This window comes from Aquirufa sp. 5-AUSEE-100C1 (assembly GCF_054558655.1).
The window spans coordinates 501,694-520,831 of the sequence record NZ_JBPXKO010000001.1; the positions used below are offsets into that span (position 1 = coordinate 501,694).

Annotated in this window: 10 protein-coding genes; 4 read left to right on the forward strand and 6 right to left on the reverse strand. The window is 40.9% G+C overall.

Translation table 11 applies throughout. The annotated features are described in order from the left end of the window. On the reverse strand, positions 1 to 2,493 hold the full coding sequence (gene topA, locus ACMH5P_RS02240) for a type I DNA topoisomerase (RefSeq protein WP_459492684.1): 2,493 nt from the start codon (positions 2,491 to 2,493) through the stop codon (positions 1 to 3). 109 nt (positions 2,494 to 2,602) lie between these two features. Further along, entirely contained in the window at positions 2,603 to 4,891 is a 2,289-nt protein-coding gene (locus tag ACMH5P_RS02245; protein ID WP_459492685.1) for a DUF5686 family protein, read from the reverse strand. 171 nt (positions 4,892 to 5,062) lie between these two features. Here ACMH5P_RS02245 and ACMH5P_RS02250 point away from each other — a divergent pair, with 171 nt between their 5' ends. The 3 genes from ACMH5P_RS02250 (at position 5,063) to ACMH5P_RS02260 (ending at position 8,967) form a co-directional block, all read left to right on the forward strand. Further along, positions 5,063 to 7,327, forward strand: coding sequence for an aconitate hydratase (locus tag ACMH5P_RS02250; protein ID WP_459492686.1), 2,265 nt, complete (start codon positions 5,063 to 5,065; stop codon positions 7,325 to 7,327). A 70-nt stretch (positions 7,328 to 7,397) separates the two neighbouring features. Next, the gene (locus ACMH5P_RS02255; RefSeq protein WP_459492687.1) at positions 7,398 to 8,339 is read left to right on the forward strand and encodes a ribose-phosphate pyrophosphokinase; all 942 of its coding nucleotides are present in this window, start codon (positions 7,398 to 7,400) and stop codon (positions 8,337 to 8,339) included. A 61-nt stretch (positions 8,340 to 8,400) separates the two neighbouring features. Further along, positions 8,401 to 8,967, forward strand: a complete 567-nt coding sequence (locus ACMH5P_RS02260; protein WP_459492688.1) for a 50S ribosomal protein L25/general stress protein Ctc — start codon at positions 8,401 to 8,403, stop codon at positions 8,965 to 8,967. A 107-nt stretch (positions 8,968 to 9,074) separates the two neighbouring features. Here ACMH5P_RS02260 and ACMH5P_RS02265 read toward each other — a convergent pair whose 3' ends face one another. Together ACMH5P_RS02265 and ACMH5P_RS02270 are read right to left on the reverse strand one after the other, a co-directional pair. Continuing rightward, positions 9,075 to 11,255, reverse strand: a complete 2,181-nt coding sequence (locus ACMH5P_RS02265) for a sodium-translocating pyrophosphatase (RefSeq protein ID WP_459492689.1) — start codon at positions 11,253 to 11,255, stop codon at positions 9,075 to 9,077. Positions 11,256 to 11,321: 66 nt separating this feature from the next. Then, positions 11,322 to 13,904 (reverse strand): DUF5686 and carboxypeptidase regulatory-like domain-containing protein, encoded by a 2,583-nt coding sequence (locus tag ACMH5P_RS02270; protein WP_459492690.1) that lies wholly within the window; start codon positions 13,902 to 13,904, stop codon positions 11,322 to 11,324. A gap of 80 nt (positions 13,905 to 13,984) precedes the next feature. Here ACMH5P_RS02270 and ACMH5P_RS02275 point away from each other — a divergent pair, with 80 nt between their 5' ends. Next, the gene (locus tag ACMH5P_RS02275) at positions 13,985 to 15,187 is read left to right on the forward strand and encodes an aspartate aminotransferase family protein (protein WP_459492691.1); all 1,203 of its coding nucleotides are present in this window, start codon (positions 13,985 to 13,987) and stop codon (positions 15,185 to 15,187) included. On the opposite strand, the gene trxA is transcribed toward ACMH5P_RS02275, so the two are convergent. Together trxA and dnaE are read right to left on the reverse strand one after the other, a co-directional pair. Then, positions 15,184 to 15,507, reverse strand: a complete 324-nt coding sequence (gene trxA, locus ACMH5P_RS02280; RefSeq protein WP_459492692.1) for a thioredoxin — start codon at positions 15,505 to 15,507, stop codon at positions 15,184 to 15,186. The two genes, ACMH5P_RS02275 and trxA, sit on opposite strands and share 4 nt — an antisense overlap. 68 nt (positions 15,508 to 15,575) lie before the next feature. Continuing rightward, positions 15,576 to 19,136 (reverse strand): DNA polymerase III subunit alpha, encoded by a 3,561-nt coding sequence (dnaE, locus tag ACMH5P_RS02285; protein ID WP_459492693.1) that lies wholly within the window; start codon positions 19,134 to 19,136, stop codon positions 15,576 to 15,578. Positions 19,137 to 19,138 lie beyond the last annotated feature (2 nt).

The following is a 19,138-nucleotide window of genomic DNA, read 5'->3' on the forward strand; positions in this document are numbered from 1 at the left end:
TTATTTTTTTCTAGTTGTTTTTTTCGGCGCAGGGGCAGCATCACCTAAAGCCAGGCAATCTTCCAATGTTAAACTTGCGGGATCTTGATCCTTAGGAATCTTTACATTTCGTTTTCCGATTTGAATGTAGGGACCATACATACCATTTACCACCTTGACAGCTGCATTCTCGGCAAATTCTTTGATAATCTTATTCGCCTCGGAATTACGCTTGGCTAAGATTAATTCAATTGCGCGCTCTTGCGTTAAGGTCGCCAAATTGTCTGTCTTACTTAGTGATATATACTTACCGTTATGCTTCACATATGGACCAAAACGGCCTTTACCTGTTTCAATTAATTGATCCTCAAAATACCCTAAACCTGCTGATTCAGCAGCTTTTTGAGCGGCCTGCATGACCACCAAGGCTTGTTCTATTTCGATCGTAAACGGATCATAAGGCTCTGGCAAACTAACGAATTTGCCATCAAACTTAATGTAAGGACCTAATTTACCTGCCCCAATTACAACCGGTTTATCCTCATGGATACCAATCTCACGTGGCAATTTCGGACGAGCTAATAAAGCAATGGCTTCTTCTAAACTTAAGGTAGCTATCGATTGATTCTTCGCTAGGTTCGCAAAAACGGGTTTATCTTCTTCTCCTGATTCACCTAATTGGACGAATGGTCCAAATTTTCCTAAGCGAACCGAAATCTTTTTGCCTGTTTCCGGATCCACACCCAATTCACGACCTCCGCCCACAGAACTACGCGAGATGCTCTTACTTTCTTCAATGGTCTTATGGAAGGAACCATAAAAATCTTTCATCAATTTAACCCATGGCAACTTCCCTTGTGCAATGTGGTCAAATTCATTTTCCATTTCAGCGGTAAAGGTATAATCAACGACCTCTTGGAAATTTTCAACTAAGAAATCCGTAACTAAAGTACCAATATGGGTCGGGAATAATTTCGCCTTTTCAGCACCCACCATTTCCGTGGCCTTAGTACCTGCAATTTCTTCATCTTTTAACGTCCACGTTTGATAGCTACGTTCCTTTCCGGGACGATCTTCTTTCTCAACGTAGGCCCGTTTAATGATGGTAGATATGGTAGGAGCGTAAGTAGATGGACGGCCGATACCTTTTTCTTCCAATGCTTTCACTAAACTAGCTTCCGTGTAACGGGGTGCAGGACGAGAGAAACGCTCTTGCGCCTTAATTTCATCTAATTGGAGAACTTGGCCAACGGTCAAAGGAGGCAACATATCTTTGTTCTCATCCTCCTCTTCATCGTCTTTTCCTTCTAAATAGGCTTTTAAGAAACCTTCGAAAGCGACCATCTCACCTTGAGCCACTAAAACTTCGGTGGTGGTTGAAATTTCAATTTGGGCAGTAGTTCTTTCCAAAAGCGCATCTGCCATTTGAGAGGCAATTGAACGCTTCCAAATTAATTCATATAGTTTACGCTCACGAGAATCTCCCGATAGCGTGGATAAACCAAAATCCGTTGGACGAATGGCTTCGTGCGCCTCTTGAGCACTATCTGATTTCGTTTTAAATTGACGCGCATGGTGAAATTTATCGCCATAGTTCGCTTCAATCGCCGCCTTTGCTTTATCTCTCGCTTCTTGTGACAGCATCGTTGAATCGGTACGCATGTAAGAAATACGACCTGATTCATATAGTTTTTGCGCAATGGACATGGTCGTTGCCACGGCATATCCCAATTTACGCGATGCTTCCTGCTGGAGCGTAGAAGTGGTAAATGGCGGAGCCGGTGTCTTCTTTGCAGGCTTCGTTTCTAAACTCTTAATGGAGAAGGTTGCCCCAACACACTTCTTAAGGAACTCCAATGCATCACCTTCTTTGGCAAAATTCTTGGCCAATTCCGCTTTCAATACTTTTTTTCCAGGCAAATCAAATAATGCAGTTACTTTAAAAGTAGCAATGCTATTATGTTCTTCGATTTCACGCTCACGCTCTACAATTAAACGAACGGCAACCGACTGAACACGACCTGCAGATAATCCTTTTTGAACCTTTGACCACAAAACAGGGGATAGTTCAAAACCAATTAAACGGTCCATAATCCGACGCGCTTGTTGGGCATTCACTAAATCCATGTCAATAGCCCGAGGCTGTTCGATCGCTTTTAAAATCGCCGACTTCGTAATTTCTCGAAATACAATACGTTTCGTATCATCCTTTAAATTTAGCGCCTCTTTTAAATGCCAAGAAATGGCTTCTCCCTCACGGTCGTCGTCCGTTGCTAACCAAACTTCATCGGATGATTTTGCTAATTTCTTTAATTCCGAAATAACCTGTGTCTTATCAGAGGATACAACATACGTGGGCGTGAAATCATTATCCACATCGATGACTTTATCACCTTTGGTAGGTAAATCCCGCACATGACCGAAAGAAGATTTTACAATAAAATCCTTACCCAAATAACCTTCTATCGTTTTTGCTTTTGCGGGGGACTCAACTATGACCAAATTTTTTGCCATCAGATAAACGTTACAGGTTAAATTTTCGAAATGACCTCAAATATAGTTGCTTAAAATGTATTTGTTTACAATTACAGCGAAAGCACCAAAAAAAATCTAAAAAATCATATTATTCAGGAATATTACCAATTCGAATACGCGAATTGATGTTTACCCGAAATCCAAGGTAATTAAAGTTTCCATTGGAAAAATTAGCAATAGCCTCCAATCGGAGGACCTTAATAACGCCATCCAATCCATACCCCAATTCCTGGTAAAATAAATTCTGTTTAGGTAGGTAAACGGCATTCGCGATCAAAAGTTCTTTCACGTAGGCTTTTTTTGTTCCAAGCAAGGGCTTTAACCAAAGGTTGGAAAACTGAAATTGAGATAAAGCCTCAACATAGTTTCCTGAGGTACTGTAAGCATAATGATTGACATTTAGCCGCTGGTTGGCCCCCGAAGTAAAATTCTGATAATAACCGACTAAGCGGTGCGAGGCCAACATATCTCCTGTGTTTATCAAATTAAGGCCGCCATTAAAATGTTTGTAGTCTAAAAAATATCTCGGTGAATGCCCAAAGAAAGTACCCGCATTAATAACAAAACCCGATTTTGCCCATGGGGAAAGTTGCAAATTTTGAACATAAGATAATTCAAGCATTTGGAAATCCACTTTAGCACCCATGATTTCGGGCCATGCGGCACGATATTTTACCTGAATCAAAGGAGAAGACCCCCAATCCGATTGTCGGGTAGAATTAAAATAGGATTGTGTAAGAAAAGGACGATACCCGAGCGTAAATTGTGTGATAAGTGCCCGGTTAGCATCAAAACCTTCTACCATATTTTCCTCATTTGTTGGGTTATTGCTACTAAATCGACGGTTCATGTAATTGATCCAATAATAGCCCGTTGTATTATCCATTTGCATTCTCAAGGCTGATTCAACAAGAGCCTTAATGTAAAGGCGTGATGAAATCCGTTTCAATAAGGAAATATTCCAAAACTGTTTTCGATAAATCTTCATTTGATTGTTTTTCAAAAGAAGCGTCGCAAGCGAGTTCATTTCGGGTGAAATGGTATTATCAGGGTTGAATTGTGCTACATAATCTCCTTGCGTGGCGGAAATATCTAATGTTTCCGAACGATAACGGAGTCGGGCATATCCCGTATTTCGATTAAGCTCAAAAGACCTTCGGCCTAATAACTCGGCTTCCAACATGCGATAGCGCGCCCATCGTTTTCGAAAAACGACAGCTGTATTGACTACGAAACCTTCGGCAGTGTTGAAATTGGAGTCAAAAACGGGGGATTTGTAATAGATTTCAAAGGGATAATAATCTTGCTTTCGTTGGCCAAAGTAAAAAGACCGACTAAATACCAATTGATCCAAACGAAAAGGAACCTTCCTCAATGTATCAAAATAAGCGATACTTGAGGAATCCATGGGTACAGGGAAAAAATTCGGCGTTTGTATTTTCTTCTGTACTGTAGGAGCTATAACAACGGAATCTGAACTCACGAGCGCTGATTGTGGCCTCTGTTTCCATTTTCGAATAAGACCTTGATGAAAATTAGCGAGCAATTGGCTAACAAATGTTTCATCAAATGCTCGATCAGAAATATTTAATACTTCCTTAATCGCTTTAGGTTTTTCAAAGTCATTTACAGCGGGTAACCAAAACTGAATTTCCCCATTGACTTTTTGAAAGATTTCATATTCCCCCGTTATTCCTAAGAGTCCTCCTTTGACTTGAAAACGGGCAGATAAAGGAAGCCAAATGTCATATTTATATTGATTCTTGATATCCAATTGATAATCAATTGCGTCGGATTCAACTGTTCCTTCGAAGCCAACAAACATACCTTCTTGACTCAATGTCAAAACACCCGAAAATAAACGATCTGTTTTCCATTTAGGCGTAATGGTATATTGGTATACCGCTTGGCCCTGTAAAAGAAAAGTCTGTTTGAAAGTAAAATCGTAATAAGCACGAGCCTGAAAATTAAGCGGTGATATGATCTGTGAACCAACAAAATCCTGATAAAAATCTGTCCAAAAGAATAAAGTAGGACGTGGATATTTGATTTGATTACCTTGCACTTGTTCCACTCGATGAATCATTTGATTCATCGCACCCATAAAAACATGCGAATTGGTTTGTTTACCGTACCATTGCCCAATCTTAATCCCCTCCAATTTTTGTAAACGTTGCTTACCGACATAGGGGAAACGATCAAAACGACCTTTTTCGGCAATCTCCACATCAAATTGCAGGTGTCTAATTTGGGCGGCATGGGAGGGAGCTTGGGCGATTGCTAAATCTACAACAGCCTGAAAATCATTCATTTGCGCACATACCATCCCAGGCAGGCATAGCCCTATAAGGCAAACAAAATGACGGAAAATTTTCAAGCTTAATAGGTTTAAATGACTGACAAAACAGCCAAAAACATTATTTAATTCAGAAACGATTGCCAAATTTCAATAAAATTTCAATCATAGGAAATCATAGTCTTCAAAATTGGCAATTTTCAAGCTAATCTATTAATTTTGCGAGCAATTTCTTATATAAAAATAATTACCATGGCCTTTGACATTGAAATGATCAAAGCTGTTTACGAAAGAATGCCGGCTCGCATTGCAGCAGCACGTGCATTAACTGGTAAGCCGCTTACGTTAACTGAAAAAATCCTTTACAGCCATTTATGGGAAGGAACGCCTTCTACGGCATATGCTCGTGGAAATTCTTATGTTGATTTCGCACCGGACCGTGTAGCGATGCAAGATGCAACGGCTCAAATGGCCTTGTTGCAATTTATGCAAGCAGGACGCCCACAGGTAGCTGTACCATCTACGGTACACTGTGATCACTTGATTGAGGCGAAAGTGGCTTCATCAACGGATTTAGCCGTTGCGGTCGATAAGAATAAAGAAGTTTACGATTTCTTGTCATCAGTTTCAGATAAATACGGTATCGGTTTCTGGAAACCAGGTGCGGGTATCATTCACCAAGTCGTTTTAGAAAATTATGCATTCCCAGGCGGAATGATGATCGGTACTGACTCTCACACGGTTAACGCGGGTGGATTAGGTATGATCGCTATCGGTGTGGGTGGTGCAGATGCTTGTGATGTGATGGCAGGATTAGCTTGGGAATTGAAATTCCCGAAATTAATCGGTGTTAAATTAACAGGTAAATTAAACGGTTGGACTGCACCCAAAGACGTTATCTTAAAAGTAGCGGGTATCCTGACCGTAAAAGGTGGTACAGGTTGTGTCGTTGAATATTTCGGAGAAGGAGCAACTTCTATGTCATGTACAGGTAAAGGTACTATTTGTAACATGGGAGCGGAAATTGGTGCAACTACCTCAACATTCGGTTACGATGATTCCATGGCGCGTTATTTACAATCAACGGGTCGTGCGGATGTTGCTGCAATGGCGGATCAAGTTCGTGAGCACTTGACGGCGGATCCTGAGGTATATGCAAATCCAGAAAAATACTTCGATCAGGTAATCGAAATTGATTTAGATACATTAGAACCCCATTTAAATGGTCCTTTCACACCCGATTTGGCTACACCAATTTCGAAAATGAAAGAATTAGCCGAGAAAAACGGTTGGCCTACAAAAGTGGAGGTTGGTTTGATAGGTTCTTGTACCAACTCATCTTACGAAGATATCGCGCGCGCAGCATCTTTAGCAAAACAAGTAGCGGCTAAAGGATTAAAGACCAAAGCGCAATTTACCATTACGCCAGGTTCTGAATTAGTACGTTACACGATTGAACGTGACGGATTCATTGATACATTCAATACCATTGGTGCGACCGTATTCTCGAATGCTTGTGGACCATGTATCGGCCAATGGGCTCGTCCAGGTGCTGAAAAAGGAGAGAAGAACACGATTGTTCACTCATTCAACAGAAACTTCGCAAAACGTGCGGATGGTAACCCAAATACATTTGCGTTCGTTGCTTCCCCAGAAATGGTTACCGCATTAGCAATTGCAGGAGATTTGACTTTCAATCCATTGACTGACACTTTGACCAATGAGAAAGGTGAGCAAGTTAAATTGGATGCCCCAACAGGCGATGAATTACCACAAAAGGGATTTGCGGCTGAAGATGCAGGCTATCAAGCTCCAGCAGAAGATGGATCAGGCGTTCAAGTGAAGGTTTCACCTACATCAGATCGTTTACAATTATTGGATCCATTTGCGGCTTGGGAAGGTACCGACTTATCCGGCTTGAAATTATTGATTAAGGCAAAAGGTAAGTGTACAACAGATCATATCTCAATGGCAGGTCCATGGTTGAAATACCGAGGTCACTTGGATAATATCTCAAACAATATGTTGATTGGAGCTGTCAACTTCTTTAACGAGAAAACAGACAATGTTAAAAATCAATTAACGGGAGAATACGGTCCGGTACCTGCGACACAACGTGCATACAAAGCGGCAGGAATTGGAACAATTGTAGTAGGGGATACCAACTACGGTGAAGGTTCATCTCGTGAGCATGCGGCGATGGAGCCACGTCACTTGGGTGTTCGTGCGGTTTTGGTGAAGTCATTTGCTCGTATTCATGAGACCAACTTGAAGAAGCAGGGTATGTTGGCATTAACATTTGCCAACGAAGCTGATTATGACAAGATTCAAGAGAATGACAGCATTAATATTGTTGGCTTAGGTTCATTCGCACCAGAAAAACAATTGACGATTGAATTGGTGCATGCAGATGGTTCGAAAGAGAGTTTTGCGGTGAATCATACCTACAATGCTCAACAAATCGAGTGGTTCAAAGCAGGTGGCGCATTGAACATTATTCGTGCATCTGTAAAATAGATTTGATTTAAGGCGTAAAATGTCTAATTTTGCGCCTTAATTTTTATAATTAAGCCCTTACAATACTAACATGGCAGCGATTAACGCAGTTAAAATTTTCTCAGGTTCGGCCTCTAATTACCTCGCGAAGGAAATTGCGAAGTATTATGGAAAGGATTTGGGTGCAGTAACCACATTGCGATTCTCAGATGGTGAGATGTCACCCAGTTTTGATGAATCAGTACGCGGCTGTGATGTATTTATTATTCAATCAACTTTCCCTACAGCTGATAACTTGATGGAATTGTTGTTGATGATTGATGCAGCAAGACGTGCTTCAGCACACTACGTGACGGCGGTAATTCCTTACTTTGGTTATTCTCGTCAGGATCGTAAAGATCGTCCACGTGTAGGTATTGGAGCTAAATTGATTGGAAATTTATTGACTGCGGCTGGAGCAGATCGTTTAATGACGATTGACCTTCATGCGGGTCAAATTCAAGGATTTATGGATTTTCCAGTGGATCACTTGGAAGGCAATGCCATCTTTGTACCCTATTTGAAATCGTTAAATCTTGAAAATATTGTATTTGCATCACCGGACGTAGGTGGTGTGGTACGTACGCGCAATATGGCCAAATTCTTCAATGCGGAGATGGTTATTTGCGATAAACACCGTAAGCGTGCCAATGAAATTGCATCTATGCAATTAATCGGAGATGTGAAAGGTGCAGATGTGGTCTTGGTCGATGACTTAATTGATACCGGAGGTACCTTGTGTAAGGCCGCTCAGTTAATCATGGACAAGGGTGCAAATTCAGTTCGCGCGGTGGTAACACACCCCGTTTTATCTGGAAAAGCGTATGAAAATATCTCTAATTCTGTTTTAACGGAATTATTGGTAACAGATACGATTCCACAAAAACAGGAATGCGACAAAATTAAGGTATTATCCGTTGCTGAGTTATTTGCCAAAGCAATTGGTCGTATCCGTGATCATGAGTCTATCAGTTCATTATTTATTAAATATTAATTTCAACCGTTTTCAGGGGATAGCCTACGTGCGAAAGACTGGAAACACTAACAAAAACAAAATGAAAAAGTTAGAAATCGTAGGGTATAAGCGCGCTACATTAGGTACCAAAGGTTCAAAAGATTTACGTGCAGAGGCATTAGCTCCATGCGTATTGTATGGTGGTAAAGAGCAATTGCATTTCGCAGTTCCGATGATCTTGTTCCGTGAGTTATTGTACTCTTCAGATGTGTACGAAGTAGAATTGAACATTGAAGGAGATATCCACCGTGCAATTTTGCAAGATGCTCAATTCCACCCAGTAAACGAAATGATTCTTCACGTAGATTTCTTGGAGATCACGGCTGACAAGCCAGTTAAAATCGACGTTCCAGTTAAAATCATTGGAAACTCTCCAGGCGTTATCAAAGGGGGTAAAATGGTTCAAAAATTACGTAAAGTTTCTTTACGTGGATTAGTGGCTAACATTCCTGATTTCGTAACAGCGGATATCTCTGGACTTGACTTAGGTCAAACAGTGAAGGTTAACAAGTTGAAAGTTGAGGGTTGCGAAATCCTAAATCCAGCTTCTAACCCAGTTGCTACCATCGATATCCCAAGAGCATTAAGAGGTAAATTAACTGCTTAATTCTCTTAGAGATTTTTCTGATAGAACTAAAAAAGCCATCCGTCAAATTACGGATGGCTTTTTTTATGTAAAGCGTTTCATCAAATGATGAAACGCTCCATGGTAATCTATTTTTTAGCAATTACCTTAACGATAGGCGCGGGGCTTTTCACACTTGCGTGTGCCTTGCTTTTTCCGGCATAAATGTAAGGAGCAATAACTAAAGAAACGATCGACATCAATTTAATCAAGATGTTCATCGATGGTCCAGAAGTATCCTTGAATGGATCACCAACAGTATCACCCGTTACAGCAGCCTTATGAGGTTCAGAACCTTTCTTAAATGTTTGACCATCGATCAACACACCTTTCTCGAATGATTTCTTTGCATTGTCCCAAGCACCACCCGCGTTTGATTGGAAAATACCCATCAAAACACCTGATACCGTTACACCTGCCAATAAACCACCTAAAACCTCAGGTCCCATCGTGAAACCAACGACAACAGGTACTGTCAAAGCGATTGCACCTGGCAAAATCATTTGACGAATTGATGCCTCGGTAGAAATAGCCACACATTTCTCATATTCTGGCTTTGCTTTGTATTCCATGATACCTGGAATCTCACGGAATTGACGACGCACCTCATTAACCATTTCCATCGCAGCTTTACCTACAGCTGAAATACATAAAGCTGAGAAAATAAATGGAATCATACCACCAATGAATAAACCTGCCAAAACATCTGCTTTATAGATATCAATAGCAGTAATTCCAGAAATACCAACGAAAGCCGCAAACAATGCCAAAGAAGTCAAAGCTGCCGATGCAATGGCAAAACCCTTACCCGTAGCTGCTGTTGTATTTCCTACCGCATCTAAATTATCCGTACGATCACGAACCTCAGAAGGCAATTGAGACATCTCAGCAATACCTCCTGCATTATCAGCGATTGGACCAAAAGCATCAATTGCTAATTGCATAGCAGTTGTTGCCATCATACCCGCAGCAGCAATAGAAACACCGTAGATACCCGCAAATTTATAAGAAGCGATAATACCTGCAGCCAAAACGATAATTGGCAATACAGTAGATTCCATACCAACCGCTAAACCACCGATAATATTCGTTGCATGACCTGTACCTGATTTCTGTACGATTGAATCAACCGGACGCTTACCCATCGCCGTATAATACTCCGTGATAATTGACATTAATGCACCAACTACCAAACCTACAATAATCGCATAGAATACATCCATTGAACTGAATGTTGTTCCACGTAATACTAAGGTTTCAGGTAAAATATTGGTTACCAAGAAATAGGAGGCAATAAATGTGATAACAATAGAAGCATAATTACCTACGTTCAACGCATTTTGTACCGAATCTGTCTCCTTCGAAATTCGTACAAAGAATGTCGAAACTAAGGAAGCTAATAGACCCACACCTGCAATTAACATCGGCAATAAAACAGGGGAGAAGCCACCATAATTATCAGTAACTTCAATTTCTTGTCCCAATACCATGGTAGCTAGAATCGTAGCCACATAAGAACCGAACAAATCAGCTCCCATACCCGCTACGTCACCTACGTTATCACCCACGTTATCAGCAATCGTCGCTGGATTACGAACATCATCTTCTGGGATACCAGCCTCTACCTTACCTACAAGGTCAGCTCCAACGTCGGCAGCTTTCGTATAGATACCGCCTCCAACACGAGCGAATAAGGCAATCGACTCCGCACCTAATGAAAAACCTGCTAATACTTCAATAGCCGTCTTCATCTCATCAGAAGTCAATGCTTTGCCTTCCGCAAATAATTGATAGAAGGCGATAAACAAACCACCCAAACCAAGAATCGCTAAGCCAGCAACTCCCATACCCATAACTGAACCTCCTGTAAACGATACGTTCAATGCTTTAGCTAAAGAAGTACGAGCTGCTTCAGCAGTACGCACATTGGCCTTTGTAGCTACAATCATACCAATGTACCCCGCGGTAGCTGAGAAAATGGCGCCAATAAGAAAGGCTAATGCAATGTAAGGAGATGAGTGAATGGGATTATCCACAGTTCCTGTCTGTGTACCCAACCACGCTAATAAAATTGCCGTTGGAATGGCAAAATAGGCTAAAATTTTCCACTCTGCTTTTAAAAATGCAATCGCCCCATCCGCAATGTAGCCGGACAACTCCTGCATCTTGTCATTTCCCGCATCCTGTTTAGATACCCAACTAAATTTCCATGCTGTATACAGCAATCCTACTATACCAAAAGCAGGGACTAAGTAAACAATTTGATTCATAAATAATGATTTAGATTTTTTCAAAAAAATTTAGCACAATTAAGAGATTTTCCCGCAAATTTCCAACTAGAAGGGTGCAGTTATTGAAAGTTTCCACTCAGATGGAACCCAATTACCAATCGGTTTTGCAACTTCTAAACCAAATGTCCTGAAAATTCCTTGCAAGGAATAAGCCACTTCATAAAAACCATCTTTCCCATTCCTAGACACCGTCTGCAATGAACTGAAACGAATATGTTCACGTAGTCCATACATATAGAACCATTGACTTTGGGTATATAATAATTTTCGGGGACTCCATTTCGAATGAAAAACGAGTGATCTGCCCGCTGTACTAAATTGATACATAGGTAAGGTGCTAAATCCAAAAGGTAAACTTGAAACAACATTTAATTCATTGGCATTGAAATGGGTGAAATCCATAAAAATACGTGGCTTCCTGAAGAAATCATCGTAACGAACCTGATAAGCCAATTGACCTAAACGATTTAAATTAACCGTTTGATCTACCTGAATACCTATTCTTGAAAAGCCAAAATCACCCAATACAGCCTGAGTTTCTAACTTCATCGTTAAATTACTCTCAGATCTAGCTACTCGACGGACTTGATTAATCAATCGCCAAGTAGATCCTGGTTTCCAAGTAATAGATGCTCCTATGCTCCATTGATTATGCGTCTCAAACCTTGTGTCTGCAATTTCATTCGCTAAAGGATAATTCGCTCGAAATGAATTCTGTCTTTGAAACCATCCATTTGAAACTACATTAGTCAATGGACTACGGTTACGATATTCTAATTCAGCCCGCCATTGAAAAGAAGCTCGAACCTGACGCCTAAAGCTTATTTGAGCAAAATCCTTTTGATACCAATACAAATAACTCCTTGAATCAAACAAAGCCGCGCTTGAGTTGAGCGTCAATGGAAGTGTTTTGGCAGAACTAAAATTAGCCACTTGAGATCCTACTGTCATGTTAAGGAGGTTTCTACCTTCATCCGACTTATTCTCCACAAAAAAGTCTCCATTAAATCCTTGGCGCGCAAAGGCGTAACGCAAATAGGCTCCCGTTTTAAAATAATCAGTCTTTGTCCGCTGATGATTGAATTCTAAATCCCGATTTAAATAAAATCCATCCACGGGAGTAAATCCAAAACCGAACAAACCAATACTGAAAGAATTACCCAAGCCATTCTTTTCATAAGTATACCGCTTCGCAAAAAACAAATGAGATAATTTAAACTTAGGTAACGCATTTAAAGAGTCTTTCGTCATCTTCGCGCGTTCAAATACATATAAACTATCTGCTTCCTTGAATCCCTTAATTTCAGCTTCCGTCAGAGGGACTTCTCTTTCTTTATTCCAGAACGCTTCCGAATGCGTAGGAGCAAGCGAATCTACTGTCATTTCATAAATCCCACTTATTCCTTCTTTGGCTAAAGAATCCTCTTTTACCTCCTCCTTGGCAACCTGCTTAAGTACCTTTTTTAATTTTTTTCGCGTAATCTCTCCATTAAACGCTGATTGGGGATTTCTGGTAACCTTCGAACGATCTATTTCTTTGGCCAAAGCTTTATCTAAACGCTCTTCAATAATCTGGGGCTTTACCACAAATCCCGGATTAACCTGTATCTGATAGGACTTTACCTGTGTTACATAATTAACCGCGAAACCAAAGCCTAAAACCTGCAGAGTCGCACGCATTTCATAATTAATTGGCATCCATACGCCCTGAAATTCAGCATTCTGTTGGCTTAACGTAAAACCTCCCGAACTATTCTTAAAATTCAATCGAAGCGAATAAATACTCCATGTGTCCTCCACGACCAACAATTCTCCATCAAACAAATCGATGGCGTAAGCCTTTGGCCGAACCTGTATTTTACTTATCGTTTTTCCGCCTTGTGTAAAACTTCCCAAAAAACTAAAATTATAAAATTGAAAGGCTTGAGGAGCAAGGGGTGAAATCAAAGACCCCCATACTTTCTGCTGGTAAAAATTAGTTTGAGTAGCTCTTAAATTAGGTGCATCAGCTCCCTTCAAAGCAAGTGGCAAATTACTACGATTTGATATCACACGCTCCTGGACTTGATTGGGACGCTTATAAGTTACTTGGTTAATCCCCTCTAAAACATACGTTCTCCCTACTTTAATACCCGCATCTTTCTCCAACTGCTTTCCGATTGCTAAATCGGCTAATTTAGAAATAGATATTATTTTACCACCACCTTTCACATAAGCTTTCGCCTGATAAGAATTTAGTTCTTTTAAATGAAAAGGGGCCATAGCGATCATTCGACGCATGATACCAATCGCAGGATCTTCCTTGAGTGCACGCACATTAATCTCATCCAAGGCAACCGCTTGCTCCTGCATAATAACCACTACATCCTCCTTGGATTCCTGATTAGCTAATTCAATTTCAACAGGCTTAGGAGCAAAGCCCAAATGCCTAAATACCAACCGATTCTTTCCCTGTTTTAAACGCAATTCAAAACGGCCATCCTCATTCGCCAAGGTTCCTTGATTCGTATTTTCCACCCAAATTGAAGTAAAAGCTAATGCTTCACCTTTCGCGTCCATTACACGTCCCTGTAAGGTTTGAGCTGTCAGGCATATAGGAAAAAGAATTAATAGTAAGAGTAGCTTCATAGCACAAAGTTTCGAAGATAATTGGAATACACCATGTTAAAAACTGATAATTTAATAAAAGGGCGTAAATTTGAAATCTTATGGGATTGACTCACCGACAACTCTTTCAGAAACACATGGCTCCAACGTCTAATGCCCCTTTAGCATTAGAAATAATGAATGCCGAGCATATTTATTTAACGGATACTTCCAATAAAAAGTACATCGATTTAATTTCTGGAATTGCGGTATCGAACGTGGGGCATCGAAATGCTGAAGTAGTTCAAGCCATCAAAAATCAGCTTGATCAATACATGCACTTGATGGTGTATGGCGAATACATCCAAAGTCCACAAGTACTACTGGCTGAAGCTCTGGTTAAATCGACCCAAACCAATACCCTCAACCAAGTTTATTTTACAAATTCTGGTACCGAGGCTGTAGAAGGGGCCATGAAATTAGCCAAACGATATACCAAAAGGACTGAGATGATTGCTTGCATCAATGCCTATCATGGGGCTAGTCAAGGTGCATTATCCTTAGCAGGGGATGAAGGATTTAAAAACAGCTTTCGGCCCTTATTACCAGATATCCGACATATTCGACATGGTGAATTGCAGGATTTAAACGCAATTACCCACAAAACCGCCGCCGTCTTTATTGAAATTGTTGCAGGTGAAGCGGGAATTCGAACGGCCAGTGAAGCCTATTTTAAAGCTTTGCGAGCCAGATGCTCCGAAGTAGGCTGCCTATTAATCATTGACGAAATACAAACTGGATTCGGACGGACGGGTACTTTCTGGGCTTTTCAATCTAAAAACATCATTCCCGATGTGCTATTAACCGCCAAAGGGATGGGGGGCGGAATGCCCATTGGTGCATTTATGGCCAGCGAATCACTTATGCAATCGCTTTCCTATGACCCCGTATTAGGTCACATTACGACATTTGGGGGACATCCTGTTTCTTGTGCGGCTTCATTAGCGACCTTACAATACATTGAAAATAATCAACTTCTTGATCAAGTGGGAGCGAAACACGATTTATTTAAAGATTTATTAAAGCATCCCATTATCAAAGAATTCCGCGGAATAGGTTTGATGATTGCCGTGGAAATGCAAGATTTCAAAACCGTCAAAGCGGTCATTGATGAATGTATACATCTGGGCTTAATCACGGATTGGTTTTTGTTCTGCGATAATTCCTTACGCATTGCACCTCCCTTAGTGATCACCCAAGCGGAAATAAAAATGGCTTGCAACATCTTGTTACAAGCCATGGATAAGGTTTATCGGGCAAATTAAGCGTGCTTCAACAAAGTTTCTGCTAAAACAGATTTAGGGATATTTCCACCCACTAAACGCTCCACCATTTCACCATTTTTAAATACCATCAAGGTAGGAATTGAACGAATACCTAAAGAGGCAGGTACCGCAGAATTCGCATCCACATTCATTTTAGCTACCACCGCTTGTCCTTCAACATCTCCTGCTAACTCCTCTACGATTGGTCCGATCATTTTGCAAGGTCCACACCATTCAGCCCAAAAATCGACTAATACTGGTGTTGGTCCATTAATTAATTCCTGAAAGTTGGCATCCGTTGCCTCTACATATTTTCCCATTTTCTATTTTATTTTAAAATTCAAAATTATAACAAATCAAATACAAGATTTAGTTCCCGCGTAAATATTTATGAAATTAATCGAAAACCTACCGAATCAAGCGCTTGCAAGTCGGCAATCAAACCTTTTCCAATTCGAATCTGCATCTTTCTTGACAAGAAATCCATCTGAATCTTCTCTTCTTCATCGAATACCTCAATAACCAATTTCTTATTCCCTTTGTTCCGATCCAACACCGAATATAAATTATCCATCAGAGCAGGAGTAAGGTGCTTGAGATGTAAAGACAGTTTCATTTCTTTGGTACGCTCTTCCAAAACCTCTGAAAGCAACTCAATCGATTGGATTTTAAAGACCATCTGCTCTACATAGCGGTTCTTTTGTTGGTAAGAACCCTGCAAAAACAACATCCGATCTTGACCAATGAAACGCTCGAATTCAATGTAATCCTTACCGAATAACGCAAACTCATAATTTCCTGAGTAGTCCTCTAGCGTGAAAATCATGAACTGATTTCCATTCGCCGAAGTACGCGTATTCATTTTGGTTACAATGCCAGCGACGGATTGAACAGCACCAGGCTTTGAATCTAATTGGGTTACAGTTGAATTCGTAAAATTCTGAATCTCAACTTTATATTCATCCAAAGGATGACCCGAAATATATACCCCAACGACTTCCTTCTCATTTTTTAATTGCTCCATCACAGACCAAGATTCACTCGAGGGAAGACGCGGTTTAGCGATATCGTTTCCTGTTCCAGCTCCCAAGTCCCCAAATAATGATTGCGTTGCCTCAGCCTTTAATTCGGTCATTTTAGAAGCATAGCGAACAATTTTATCAATAAACGATGTCCCGTCCTCCATGGCAAAATAATGTGAACGCTGAACCTCCGTAAAACAATCAAATGCTCCAGCTAATGCCAAAGATTCCATACTGCGCTTATTTACCTGGCGAACATTGATTCGAGAAACAAAATCATAAATATCCCTATACTCCCCATTCTTATTCCGTTCTTCTACAATCACGTCTACAGCTGCTTCGCCCACACCCTTAATCGCTCCAAGTCCAAAACGAATGTGTCCCTTTTTATTCACAGCAAACGATCGGGATGATTCATTAACATCCGGAACTAACAACGGAATCCCCATTCGTTTACACTCATCCATGAAGAAGGTAATCTTCTCGATGTTTCCTAGGGAATTGGACAAGACGGCTGCCATGTACTCCGACGGATAGTTTGCTTTCAAGTAACCCGTTTGATAAGCCACCAAACCATAACAGGTCGAGTGCGATTTATTGAAGGCATACTGCGCAAATGCTTCCCAGTCGGTCCAAATCTTTTCCAATTTAGGCGCCGGATGATTGTTGGCCTGCCCACCTTCCATGAACTTACCCTTCATTTTATCAATCGTCGCCTTATCCTTCTTACCCATGGCCTTACGAAGTACGTCGGCATCACCTTTCGAGAAATTAGCTAATTTCTGCGAAAGCAACATTACCTGCTCTTGATAGACCGTAATCCCGTAGGTATCATTCAGATACTCCTCCATTTCCGGCAAATCGTATTCAATGGCCTCCCGACCGTGCTTACGAGCAATGTAGTTCGGAATATAAACCATCGGGCCTGGACGAAACAAGGCATTCATGGCAATCAAATCAGAGAACTGATCCGGCTTCAAATCCCTTAAATGCTTTTGCATTCCAGGGGATTCAAACTGAAAGGTACCATTCGTCTCTGCACGTTGATATAATTCAAAGGTCTTTTGATCATCCAAGGGCAAATCATCCAAGACAATTTCTATCCCGTGATTCTGTTTAATTAGGCGAACTGCCTCTTTAAGGATGGAAAGGGTCTTTAGACCCAAAAAGTCCATTTTAATAACACCGGCATTTTCAATGACTGAACCATCGTATTGCGTGATCAACAAGGAAACGTCCTTCGAAGTGGCGACCGGTAAAATATCCGTTAAATCAGAGGGTGCAATGATAATTCCCGCAGCATGTATACCTGTTCCGCGCACAGAACCTTCCAAAACCAAGGCATTCTCAATCACCGTGGAAGGCAAACCACCTGAATCTTTGATTTGACGCAATTGCTTCACCTGTTCGATCTCCTCCGGATTCAAACCTTCTTTATCAGCCAAACTCTTATCTCCATTCAGAGGCGCGTTAAATATTCGCTCCAAGGTAATTTTTGGCTTCTCTGGAACTAATTTCGCCAACGCATTGGACTCGGATAGTGGCAAATCCAATACGCGTGCGACGTCTTTAATCGACATTTTGGCGGCCATAGTTCCATACGTAGCAATGTGCGCCACTTGGTTTTTACCATATTTATCGACCACATAGTCGATAACTTTTTGTCGGCCTTCATCATCAAAGTCCGTATCAATATCGGGCAATGACTTACGATCGGGATTCAAGAAACGCTCAAATAGCAAATTATACTTAATGGGATCGATATTCGTAATCCCTAAACAATAGGCTACCACTGAGCCCGCAGCAGAACCACGGCCCGGACCAACGTAAACACCCAAATCACGACCTGCTTGGATAAAATCGGCAACAATCAAGAAATAACCCGCAAAACCCATCGTTCGGATGGTATATAATTCAAAACGTAAACGTTCCTCAACCACCTGATCGATATCCACGTAGCGCTTTTTTGCGCCCTCCATCGTCAAATGCTCCAAATAATCATCCTGCGTTTGAAAATTGGTCGGAATCTGGAAGTTAGGCAATAATACATCTTTGGTGAGCTTCAAGGTTTCTACTTTATCCACCACCTCATTCGTATTATCGATAGCTTCGGGAACGTGGGACCAAAGTTTGGTCATTTCCTCTGTCGTCTTGAAATAAAACTGATCATTGTAGAAAGCAAAACGCTTTCCTTTCATCTCAGATCCATCATCGATATCCTTGTAGGTAGGAGTGGCCTGCTTTTCACCCGTGTTGATACACAAGAGAATATCATGTGCATTGGAATCCTTTTGATCTAAGTAATGACTATCATTCGAGGCAATTACCTTGACGTTATATTTCTTTGCAAACTTTAACAAGACCTCGTTAACTGTCTGTTGCTCAGGTATATGATGATTTTGAACTTCGATGTAATAGTCCTCACCAAAAAGATCTAGCCACCATTTAAATTCCTTTTCTGCTTCCTCTTCACCCGAACGCAATATAGCCTGCGGTACCGACGCCCCTAAACAACAAGTCGTGGCAATCAGACCTTTGTGATACTTTAAGACTAATTCTTTGTCGATCCGTGGATATTTGGAATACATTCCTTCCATAAATCCCAACGAACACAGTTTGACCAGATTTTGATAACCTTCCGGATTCTTGGCTAAAAACAATTGATGGTAACGCTTATCCTTTTGTTCCTTCGTAAAACTCTGCTTGTGACGATCTGTTACAAGATAAAACTCGCAGCCTACAACGGGCTTAATTCCTTGCTTACCAGCTTCTGCCACAAATTGAAATACGCCGAACATATTTCCATGGTCGGTAATCGCAACCGCTGGCATATTATCTGCCTTTGCCTTTTTAAACATCGCCGAAATCTTCGACGCCCCATCCAATAATGAAAACTGAGAGTGATTATGTAAATGCGAAAATTGCATGT

Bases quoted from the DNA above. Each gene is read 5' to 3' on its own strand.
- topA (WP_459492684.1), bottom strand. From the start codon at position 2,493: ATGGCAAAAAATTTGGTCATAGTTGAGTCCCCCGCAAAAGCAAAAACG.
- ACMH5P_RS02250 (WP_459492686.1), top strand. From the start codon at position 5,063: ATGGCCTTTGACATTGAAATGATCAAAGCTGTTTACGAAAGAATGCCG.
- ACMH5P_RS02255 (WP_459492687.1), top strand. From the start codon at position 7,398: ATGGCAGCGATTAACGCAGTTAAAATTTTCTCAGGTTCGGCCTCTAAT.
- ACMH5P_RS02260 (WP_459492688.1), top strand. From the start codon at position 8,401: ATGAAAAAGTTAGAAATCGTAGGGTATAAGCGCGCTACATTAGGTACC.
- ACMH5P_RS02265 (WP_459492689.1), bottom strand. From the start codon at position 11,255: ATGAATCAAATTGTTTACTTAGTCCCTGCTTTTGGTATAGTAGGATTG.
- ACMH5P_RS02270 (WP_459492690.1), bottom strand. From the start codon at position 13,904: ATGAAGCTACTCTTACTATTAATTCTTTTTCCTATATGCCTGACAGCT.
- ACMH5P_RS02275 (WP_459492691.1), top strand. From the start codon at position 13,985: ATGGGATTGACTCACCGACAACTCTTTCAGAAACACATGGCTCCAACG.
- trxA (WP_459492692.1), bottom strand. From the start codon at position 15,507: ATGGGAAAATATGTAGAGGCAACGGATGCCAACTTTCAGGAATTAATT.
- dnaE (WP_459492693.1), bottom strand. From the start codon at position 19,136: ATGCAATTTTCGCATTTACATAATCACTCTCAGTTTTCATTATTGGAT.